Below are 11493 nucleotides of genomic sequence, written 5' to 3'. Positions count from 1 at the left end.
ACCTTCTGCACCTTAGTCAGCGGCTCACTCATCCGTCCGAACGACATCACCATGTCGTAACTTGCACTTTTTGCCTTACCGCTGGCATGAATAAGGCGGTTCAGCTCATCATACTCATACGTATGCGAACTCCTTCCTCCCAGCTTCGCCCTATTGAGTTTCGTCAGCGACGTTGGGTTGGCAGCATTCGTGATACCGAGGATATTGTCCACAGCATCATAACGATACCTGTTCTCCATCACAGTCTGACCATCCGCTGTAAGGTTCATCACCTGCAGACGCTCACGCTGCTTGTCGTAGGTATAGGTAGTCTCCGTGCCATTACCAAGTTTCGTATAGACCGTATGACCCTCCTTGTCGTAACCTATCCTGTCAACAATAACGCTCTGATGTCCCTGTTTATTGCTCGTCAGGCTCTCCACCTGTCCTGCAGCATTATAGTGATAAGTCACCACTTCACCATCAGGATAAGTCATCGTCTGCACACGGTTCCAGCTATCATACGTAGCACCATAGACATAAGTCCTAATATCTGCCACGCTCGCCATGACTGTACGGACAGTCTTCGTCACCTCACCCTGTCGACCGTAGTAGTAGGCTTCACCGCCACTCGCATCCTCTACGAGGGCAAGACGACCAGCGCGATTATACTTATCGCCAGCCTTACCATAGGTATAAGTAACACGGTTAAAGAGATTTTCTGGATAAAGTACTTCATGGAGTCGTTCGAAATCGTAGGTGTAAGAGATGTAACCCTTGTCAGATATCGACTTCCTAAGCTCTGCCGTGAGCTTCGTCAGGAGGTTACCTGCCGCATCATAAGTCATATCCGTCTCACCTGCATCAGGATGGTTCACCATCAGTTTCCGACCAAGCAAGTCGTAGGCATACTTCGTCTCCCTACCGTTAGGATGCTGAACCGTCATCACCTGTCCGACAGGGTCATAGCTGTACTTCACCATGATATCCTCACCACGAGCATGCTGCACCGTCTCCCGGTTACGTCCCTTGGCATCCGTATAGCTCTCCGCATGTCGTCCCAGTGCATCCGTGACTGTTGTCTGGAGCATCGGTTCACCGTCATGACTACCGATACTGTAGGCTGTGCGTGTCACACTACCGTCAGCAAGCGTCACACTCGTGGTACGGTCGTGCGCATCATACTCTGTCTTTGCCTGCAGATCACCCGTCGCGTGGTTGTAAGTGCCGATGTTACCATAGCTATCCGTCATTGGATAATAAGCCGCAATATTACGTCCAAAGGCATCGATAACAGCCCTTCCACTGACGATGGAGACTTTTTGATTGCTTCCACCGGACCAGACCACACCTGTCAGCTTCGTCTGGACGGCACGCATCAGCGAGTCGGCAAAGGTATAGGTATCTATGTTGCCTTCCTTAGAATAATGAATGGTATGTGCCTTGCGTTCTGCAGGGAAGTACTCAAAGCGGATGGTAAATGGCTGACCGCTCTCAATCTCATACGGAGCACGAATCGTCTGTTGTCTGCCCAGTGCATCGTAGGTGTATTCCATCTTCTGCCCGTTAAGGTCGGTCGTTACAGACGGAGCATTCCAAAGACCATCATAAGCCGTACTGGAGCTATAGCCGTATGCATCCTTGACACTTGTCACAAGACTATGATAGCGGTCATCATACGTATAAGCATAGAACATACGCTGATGGTTATAGTTCTCCGGCTTCGTCATGCGTGTGATGTTACCATAGCCATCGTAAGTCATGTTATAGACAGAAGGCTTGTCACCGTTATGGAGCATGATTTCCGTTATCTCACCGTTGCCGTCCACCTTCGTGCTGCGTTCACGGTAAGTCTTACCACCACTGCTGACAGTGATATGGCTCGGGATACTGACAATATACTTGTCGGCTATCTTATGATAGTTGATATCTGCCTCTAAGCTATAGCCCGTTGTAGTCTCCTTATATCCCTGTAGGTTACCATAGTCATCGTAAGTATTGCTGACAGCAACCGCCAGACTGTCCCCACTGGCTTCATCAAAGTTACTTTGAACGAGTGTCTTTAGGGCAGGGAAGACAACAGCATCTGTCGTATTATTACCAACGGCGAGTGTCTTCAGGTCGTAGTCATAGACAGCTCCCTGCAGTTTCTTTCCATCAGCGGTATAGAGATATTCACTCGTAACAAGTCCATGCGCATAGTAATCCCTGTTCTTACCATAAGTCTGTACGGAGTAACGATAGAGTCTATCACCATTCTCAGTGTCTATCTGATTGGTACGTACCTGCTTGAAACCATAGAAGTCACGCTCACGACGGTCACGATAGCCACCACTATATTCAAAGGTATTCCTGCTTCGTACCGCTCCGTTCTCCTTGTATCCACCTGTCGTCTCAACCGATGACATCACCCAGCGGCGTCCCGGCAAGTCGTAACTTGGAGTTGTCTGCTCATAGTTGATATTGATATGTCCGCCGAAAGGAAGCGTCACAGAGCGCAGCATGTTCGTTCTTCCCGTAAGGTTGCGGTAGACAATAAGCTGCTTTCCTCCGTCAGATATGATAAGATCAGGTCTTCCATCGCCATCTATATCCCTTAAGGCAGCACTCGTACGGCTAACTCCACTTGACCAAGATTTGATAAACTTAGTTGTAAATCTCAGTTTTAAAAACAGGATTTGTATTGGAATAGAAACTGAAAAGTTACCATATTGAGACACAGAAGTTGCCAATGACTCATTGAAACGACCCTGTTGTTCTTCTGAATAAGAGATAAATCCTGATCCCGTATTCAACATTATGGTGAACTTGTCAGCATCACGAGTTACCATATCAGGTAAACCGTCGCCATTAACATCTATAAAAGACACATTGTACTTTGTTGTTGTCTTCGTTCCATTGACGCCAAAGGATATATCGGCATTACCAAGTACCTCGATGGATGTACCAAGTCCTGCACCCCATGTACTATTTTCAGAAGACTCCAATGAAGTAACACCGCTATTCTCCTCATTTGTAAAGTCATAACCAAGACCGAACTTCACTTTATCACCAAAGAGCATATCAGGAAGTCCGTCACCATTAAGGTCAGTCCAATCACTTTCTGTATGAGAGGTTCCAGAAGTAAAATTCCCACTTGCACTCACGGACACACTGGAGATAGCATTACCATTGGATGAATTATGTCCATCACTACCGCCTGATGTTTCATCGTCTTGTGGTTTAGGGTTGATACTGATAGCTAAAGCACTCTTTGACGAAGCCCGTTTTGATAGACTTGCATCTGCACCAATAGTAGAGGAACTTGCTTTAAATTTAGGGTGCGTGACATTTAATTTCATGCGATCTTCCCCAAGTGTACCAGTTGCATTGGTATATTGAGTAACAATATTGCCATCTACCTCTTCTAACCAATCAGGATAGCCATTACCATTGATATCCATTAGAGACACCTTGCTATAAGAAGTCTGTGTACTCTTGCTGCCACTGAGTCCTGCATAGGAGATTCCACCGCTTACACCATAGCCATTACTCTTTGACTCACTCATAAGTACAGGTGCAGACAATTCACCCGCATTTTTAGCATAATGCACACTGTCTATTATAATAGCATCCTCACCAATACGAGAGCTACAGATTGTATCCAAAGAGATAAAAACATGTTCAGAGCCGCCAACATACATCCTCTTGTTAGTATCATAACCCATAACAAAGAAGCGCTGTTCGTTGACAGGAGTAAGACTCTTTGCAAGTTGATTGCCATCGTGTGTAGATTTATAATGCTCGGCTATATCCTTATATTTATCCCTGTCAATGGTCAGTGCTGACACTTCTATTGGCTGGGTAGCATAGGCTTTATTGCCATTATAGGCGAATTGTCCCCATCCTCGATAGAGCCTTCCATAATCAACAGAGTTATACCCAGAGAAAACACAAGCCTCTAACGTATCCACAAGAACACGCTGTTCAGCAGTAACAACTGTAGATGTGGTACTTTGGTAAGAAAGACTATCGCGTAAGAAACTAACTTTGGCATGAGTTGATTTAGATAATTCGTTACTTACTGCAAAAGTAGCAGTCACCTTACCTGTATTTAATCGTTTGATAAGTGTTGTGTCTGTAACTATGATAGTATCTACCTTGAGCGTATTGGAAGTATTCAGACGACAGGTGTGGCGCAATACGGGAAGTCCGTTTTGATCATGTAAAGTGAGGTAAACTGTAGCAGTATCTGTGTCATTCTTTTTATCTTTGCGCACAACAGAAAGTGCTGGAACAATGAAAAGTTTAGGACGGTATTTCCTATTCAATGCGGTAACACCCTGTTTCAACACTTTACTCTCTGCTATACTTACAGGCTTGTTGAACATCCTACGAGATGCTACAAAACGTACGTTTTCTTGGTCATCTTCATAATTATAGTTACCTGTCCATTGTACCTTTGTCCAATCAACTGGGGATGTAGTCGTAATTTCGAAGAAGTATGAAACAGAATCTTTCTCATCTATGTTACCGGTATAGTCATAGGAACCATTGACGATACTGTCAGCAGGAAGTTTAAGTCGTTTTACTATCGTTTCACCATGATGATCCAATCGTGTGACGATAAGTGTAACATCATCAGTAGTCTTTTCTTTCCTATAAGGGGCGTGGAGCGTAACCTTACCACTACGATTAAAGATTGCTACATTGTTTTCACCCTCTATATAATCAGCTTTACTATTATATGCTTTTAAGTCTTCTGACAGATACCGATCCTTGCCAACAGGCAAAGATATATAAGTAATTATAGGATTCCAAAGGACCTTATCATCCTCACCATCATATCGGGACTGAAGACGGAAGAAGATTCTGTCTCCTGCTTTTACATCACAGTTAAGATTATTGGTTTTGCTACCAGCTTGTAATAAAGAGTCACGAACCATGAAACCATTGCCCTCATGTTGAATGCTGTAAATGATACCATCCCCTTGATTGCTAAGCTTCTTTATAGTACTTTGTATATTAACTCTACCATTAAAGGGTGCGTACCACATACGGACAGCATCATTTAGTGGATATTCCTTTTCCAAGGAATCACGGATGACCTTATAGTCTGGGATAAAATGTTTATCAATAGGAGCCCCTTCGCCAATAATAGGATTGGCAGTTACACTACTTGCTGGACTAAATACTGGTTTCCCGTCTACAATATGATTAAAATATACCTGACCATTGACAGCTATGTCCGTAAGACCATCACTGTTGAAATCATAAAGATAGGTGGTTGTCTTGTCTTGATCTTTTGAATGTGTATAAGAAATTCCAACAGAGGCTTTAAGTTTACCTATAAGACCAACTTCAACAGCTGCATCAGCATTAAGAGAACGACTGGTACTATTACCATCAGAGAAAGAGTTTACTCCTGATATCAATATTGTTTTTCCGAAGAGTAAATTCTTTCCATCTGCACTCATGTTCTTACGATAGTAAAGTTTGTCACCTCGTTTGAAGAGCTTATCTGGCAACCCGTCACCATCAATATCTACAAAAGCAATTTTACCTGAATTTGAACTCTTACTATTAGAGATAGATGGACCAATATTTACTGTTCCAGCAGCGAAGCCAATACCTACCATTGTTCCATAACCCGTAGTGTGGCTTTTTGAAGCTCCACCACCAAGGAGACTTAGATTGTCATCACACCCACGAACCGAATGGCTGAGGAATGCCTCGTAATCTTCTCCTTCGGCCTTCCATACCTCTGCTTTAGAAGAGAAAAGTCCATTTCTAAGGTCATTGTAATAGTCAAAGGATTGTGTAGCAACCTTACCATCCCTACTATCGTGCTGTTCAATGCTCTTTAGCAGTATTTTTCCGAACGGCCCTTCTTCATAGTTTAAGGTATAACTGCGGAGCTGCTGACCATTATTCTTCACAGTGACCTTACGGAGTAGCCCTTTGTCCTTTTGCATTATGCCCAGCCTTCCGCTACTCGTTACATCTTTTCGGTCTGTGGCTATAGAGTCAATATCGAATTCTATGCTATACAGTCCTTCTGTCTCCCCGAATCCTGTCCATGTATAACGTTCCGGATAAAGGTTATTGCCAGACTTCATGTAATGGAAAGCGGCAAAGTTCCCGTGAACATCGGTAACACGGTCAAGTGCCCATTTGATACGGTTACCCTTGGTGTCGGTAAGAGAAGTAGCATCACTGACATGACCACTATGACCACCATAACTGTAGACTGTACCATCCTTGCCCGTCACTTCCCAGTAATAATTCTTCGGGCTGTTACCCTTTCGGATAATCCTACTGAAACCACCTTCAGTCATTGGATAGAACTGCTTGTCAGCTTGTCTTGCCAGAGAATCAGTCCTACGATAGAGTCGGTCACTGAGCTGCTGTCCCATGAGGAGATAGCTCTCAGTCTCTGACTTATCATCAAAACGTGGTACACCCCAACGGGTCTCTATATCAATGCTCTGTACAGGAAGGCTCCATCCATAGCCAACAAAGCTACTACCGCCCTCGCTACTATACTGTAAGCCGGCACTTACACCAATATCATTACGCCCTGCAGGAACTTCGAAAGGATAGGACAGTGACGCCGTACCATTCTGATTAGCTGATGGGGCTTCGATCTGCTGAATACCCGCTGCTGGGTCAGCAGCCTTCAGTTCACTGATACCTGTAGGGACATAGTTCTGTGTTTCGGGACTCTCAGGAACTTTGATGATACCATTGATGACATCTGTAAAGTGAGAAGTCTCTGCCATTGCCACCTCACGTTTAGTATCAACACCTTTCGACTGGAGCATTGTCCAGCGTTGGTGCAGTTCATCATAATAATAGGTGTGGATATCATCTACGGTATAGCCTTTCGGTATCAACGTGCTGTCGTAAGGTACTGCGATACTTGCCAGATGATGGACGAAATGATTGCCATGAGGTAAGAAGCGATAACCTGACACCGTATCTGTTCTTGCCATCAATGTATCACAGCCACCTGTAACGTTTACCATACCAGTAGGCAAGGTTGGTAATTCACCTTTTCTAAGTGGTGTAATACTAAGAACTTTACCCTTTTCCATAGCCTCACGTGGTACGGCAAGCTGGGCTCGTCCAACATTGAGCGTATCGCTGTCGGAGTTAGCAAAGAACTTGCTGACGGTACGTTTGCCTAAGTCTGCAAAAAGTCTTGCAGATTTCCTGTTCGCCTTGTGAGTAGCTACACGATTCAACTTTTGATTTCTTACAACTTCTTTGGAAAATCTCTTCACAGAAGAGTTCTGTACACTGTTCTTGACTTGTGTTCGTAAGGAAGTAGCCTTTCGAGAAGTGCTATCTTTTTGTACAGAAGAGACTGTATCACTGGATAGAGAATCACTGGTTACAGTTTCTTTAGCAGAACGATTACTTCCACCATTACAGGAGTTTAGTATGATTCCTGCTAGCAACAGGAACGGAAGGAGGAGTGAATGTGTAGAATACTTCATTATTCTTGCTATTTTGTTTCAGGCCTAAAGGTCCTCAGTATATATACTTGCGTTGGAAAATTTTATAAAGGATAAAAAGAGAATTACTTTCTCACCAGTTTAAATGTCCTATCTTTGCTACCACTTTGCAGTGTCAATAGGTAAACACCCGGCTGTGGAAGATAGACTTTAGTGGAGAAATATGTATCTGGCATATTCGCCTGACGACTGACAAGAGCTCCACCCGTCGTATAGAGTGCCATGTCCAATGGAGCTGCTTCGCTCAGTTCCACCTGGACGTCGACATATCCATTCGCCGTTGGATTAGGACTTACACTTACATTCGCAAAGAAGTCACTATTTCCATCGGAAGGATTCATGGAAGGAATTTCTGTGATACCCGTCTTCGAAATCTGAAACTCATTCTCAGCCTTATTGCCCACATGGTCTGTCGTTGTAAGGAGGTATTTCCCTTCTATGAGTCCGTCAGCAGACTGTATACTATCACTTGTGGTGCGATTGAAAACAGACATGTGTTCTTTCTGTAGGGTCATCTTGTAAGGGGCGATACCACCTGTTACCCTGACAGAAAGTGTTCCTGTGCTGCCGCTCTTCTCCGTTGGCTGCTTTACTTCTATTGTTGTAAACATATCTTTGGCAGCTCGTAGCGTGAATACATCACGTCTTCCTAACGGTATAGTCTTAAAGACAATACTGTCACCAACTGTCGTATTTGCCTTATGATAGCTTAGAGTTTTGACAGGAAAGCTACCCGTTCCTGTAGGGTCAACGGCAAGATAGTAGCTCTCACCTTCTGCAAGAGGTTGTATCTGGCGTAGCTGCTTACCATCAGCAACAATATCAACATTAGGCTTGTCAATCCGTGTTGCTGTATCCATCCATCTTCTACCGAGCCACTTGCCGTAGGCCTTACTCTGACGGAAAGAAAGTTTGCCATTGTTGTCACCCCAAAGAAGGCTCTCACCATCTTCAAGAGGCTTGCTCATACTGATTGTAAGGAAACCATCTTCCTCACAGCTCTTGGCTCTTGTCTTATGTAGGGCAGAAGCTCTGTCTGAGATAAGACCAGCTATACGGTGACTATAGTCCTTGTTGGTATACCCATTCCAAATAACCTCGCTCCTTGAATTAAGGTAACTGCTGCGAAGGCTCACACCATATTTCAAAGCAAGATAGCTTTCCACACGACACCGTTCGGTATCAGAAAGACGGCGATCGAAGACAGTATACTCAACAGTTCTGCCATCAAGGTTCTTTACAGGCAACTTGGCGTTCCCATTCCGACCGATATGCAAAGTCTGACCATTACCCATATTGGAAGAGGTTGTATAGCTATAAAGTCGCATTTCAGGCAATGAGTCCTTGGCATAATTCATGAATGTACCATCGCCAAGGTTAGCAGCACGTTCAGTTGTCTGTATACGGGTAATAGCTTTTCCACTTCCAAGAGACCATATTGCCTGCTCCTTTTCGCCATATACCTTACTTACGCCTATATAGGTAAGTCCAGCACCAGCAGAGACACGGACAGAGGCAGAATCACGTGACCAGACCATTGGCTTATCTACACCACCAGGGGTCTGAGCTGTAGCATAAAGAGTGGATATAAAGAAGAAAACTACTGTGAAGTATTTATGTTTCATTTAAAGACCGTTTTAATATGATTGTAGTTATGCTGCTTATTTAGCTTTGCCAAGTGGAAGACTGTAACCAATAGTAAGGCTGACAGTCTGAAGATTATTCATACGCTCCTGATAGCCATAGTCATTGGTACTGGTGCGGAGCATATCATTAAATCCGAAACCGTATTCCAGTCCTGCCTCAAGACCGTTCTTTATATCAACATAGCCAATTTTTATAGTAGGAATGAATACTACTCGTGCTTTGACAGATTCTCTCAGATGATCCTGGGTACGTTCAGCCTGCTGTCGGTATACCTCTCCAATGCGGTCATTGGTGAAGTCGATATTACGGCTACCAAACGGAATAGCGGCACTAATTCCTGCTCCCATATAGAACTTTGGGAAAGCATAGAAACGAAGCAGGACTTGTGGAGTAATGAAATTATAATGAAATCGTGTAGTCTCGGTTACATTTTCAGGTATCTTATGCTCTGTCAGCTTGCTGAGAATACGGGTGTAATCAATGCCCAGCTCAGCACCTAATCTACGATATTGCCATGTGCCAAAGATTCCAATACGAGGATTTACACCACCACGTTCACTCATTGTGAAAGTAGGGCGTATATCATAGTTCTCAATAATACTGCTTAATCCTGAAATGCTGGAATAACCAACTCCAGCTCTGAGTCCTATCCGAAAAAGGTGATAGTGAGGAAAAGAATAAGTTATCAAAGATAGTGATTCTTTCGGATTCTCCTGTACGATGGAGGGCTGACTATTCATAGAGTTGTCAAGAACATGTTCACCTGTTTTCTGATTAGTAGATTCATTGCCTGGTTCTTTCGTCTCGTGTTTTATACTGGCTGTTTTATCGTTTAAAGATGAAACGTCAGTTGATAATGATGGAGAAAGGATTGGCTGCTCTGACGAAAAATGTTTGCCATTAGCGGTTTTCCTTGTCATGCTTGATTTTTTAATTCTCCTTGTATTGATACTTGTAACGTTTCGGGACACATTCCCCAGTTTATTATATACACAATCTGAACGTCCCGAATCTTTCTGCACATTTATCCTGTCTAAAGAAGAAGAGACTTGCGGTGTAGAAGATTGTGATGGTGCCTTATCTGCTGTCTTTTGTTCTATACGCTGCTCAGACTCTGGATCGTCATTAACACAGCGTTCTATACCAAAAAGAGTAGCTATGCCAAGAAAGATTCCTGCCAGAATATAACGTTTTTTTCTGTTGCTCTTGTCCTTCATAGATAAACTCATAAGGCTTAAAGTTTAAAAAGATAGCTGATACTTAGCTCTATGTTCTGTCCATGGGTTGAATGTTCTGCCCAGTTATAGTCATTACGCTCTGTCTTAATGGTAGAGTTCAGTCCGAGGAAGTAACGTAAGTCTATATTCCAATGCTTGCCTATTTCATATCCAAAACCACCGCCAACGGCAATATCTGGCTGCCCCGTTAACTTTTCCTTCATCAGACGCTCCGTCTCTGCGACAGTGGCAAAATGATAGTTTGCAAACTTACTGTCTTCTTGATTACTCTCGTAAGATATGCCCTTACCATTAAGATTAGCTCCCGCACGTCCACCAATTGAGATATTGAAGCCTTTGCGCCAAGGATAAATCTTCAGCAGAGCAGATACACCAATGTAATTATAACGAGGTGTAACCTTATAGTTTAACTCCTTATTATCATTATAGACAAGCTGTGATGCCTTCTGCCAATAGCTAAATCCACCTTCAACACCTATGATGGAACCATCGATATGATACTGAGCAAATACACCAACTGTTGGAGTAAACTGCCACTTGTCTTTGAAATTGTAATTGGAATAATAGTCTTCAGGAACAAGGATTTTATCCATTCCTGTGTTGACAGACATTCCACAACCTAAACGGACACCTAACCGGATAGGTGAAACCTGCGCTGACAAGTTTCCCCCAGAAAGGAATAATACTGAAAATATAGCTGCATTCAAGACTGTTTTCATCATACTCATACACTGTGGTTACATATTGTTAAGATGAGGCAAAAATACAAAAAAGAAAGAAAACAAATCCGAAAATGCACAGATTTAACACTTCCTGTGGTAAAATATTACCCAGGATATTGTAATTTTCGGTTTTTATCTTAACTTTGCAATGGGATTAAGTGTTCTTTGAGGCAATGCAGAATAAAGAATTGGAAAGAAACTCGCTCGTTTCCAACTCGTAACCCTTTTATCCTTTATACTTCCTTATTCTATTGATTATCTGAAAGATACAAATATCTTGAATCTTTTACGGGCGTTAATAAGCGGTTAACCTGATTCGGTGCATCTCTAAAAGTATTACTTTTACTATCATAGATGTATTTTTTATTACCCTCTTGGTAATGTATCTATCCTCTGCGTTGAGTAGGA

General features: G+C 43.2%; 4 protein-coding genes. All 4 read right to left on the bottom strand.

The genetic code is table 11. From position 1 onward, the window contains the following. A partial coding sequence (locus CHB62_RS13570) for a SpvB/TcaC N-terminal domain-containing protein (protein ID WP_089367256.1) occupies positions 1 to 7460 on the bottom strand: 7460 nt, incomplete at its 3' end. An 83-nt stretch (positions 7461 to 7543) separates the two neighbouring features. After that, positions 7544 to 9103 carry a T9SS type A sorting domain-containing protein gene (locus CHB62_RS13565; RefSeq protein ID WP_089367255.1) on the bottom strand — a complete coding sequence of 520 codons (1560 nt, stop codon included), beginning with the start codon at positions 9101 to 9103 and terminating at the stop codon, positions 7544 to 7546. A gap of 36 nt (positions 9104 to 9139) precedes the next feature. Next, positions 9140 to 10342, bottom strand: a complete 1203-nt coding sequence (locus tag CHB62_RS13560; protein ID WP_089367254.1) for an outer membrane beta-barrel protein — start codon at positions 10340 to 10342, stop codon at positions 9140 to 9142. A 17-nt stretch (positions 10343 to 10359) separates the two neighbouring features. Then, positions 10360 to 11085: an outer membrane beta-barrel protein gene (locus tag CHB62_RS13555; RefSeq protein WP_176414880.1), complete on the bottom strand. Its 726-nt coding sequence runs from the start codon at positions 11083 to 11085 to the stop codon at positions 10360 to 10362. Between the last annotated feature and the right edge of the window lie 408 nt (positions 11086 to 11493).

The organism is Prevotella jejuni (assembly GCF_900187995.1).
Lineage (GTDB): Bacteria > Bacteroidota > Bacteroidia > Bacteroidales > Bacteroidaceae > Prevotella > Prevotella jejuni.
Note: the sequence above shows the minus strand (reverse complement) of the source record. Positions and strands in the feature narration are given on the sequence as shown.

Excerpts from the sequence above, each read along its gene's own strand:
- CHB62_RS13555 (WP_176414880.1), bottom strand. The coding sequence starts at position 11,085 with ATGATGAAAACAGTCTTGAATGCAGCTATATTTTCAGTATTATTCCTT.
- CHB62_RS13560 (WP_089367254.1), bottom strand. The coding sequence starts at position 10,342 with ATGAAGGACAAGAGCAACAGAAAAAAACGTTATATTCTGGCAGGAATC.
- CHB62_RS13565 (WP_089367255.1), bottom strand. The coding sequence starts at position 9,103 with ATGAAACATAAATACTTCACAGTAGTTTTCTTCTTTATATCCACTCTT.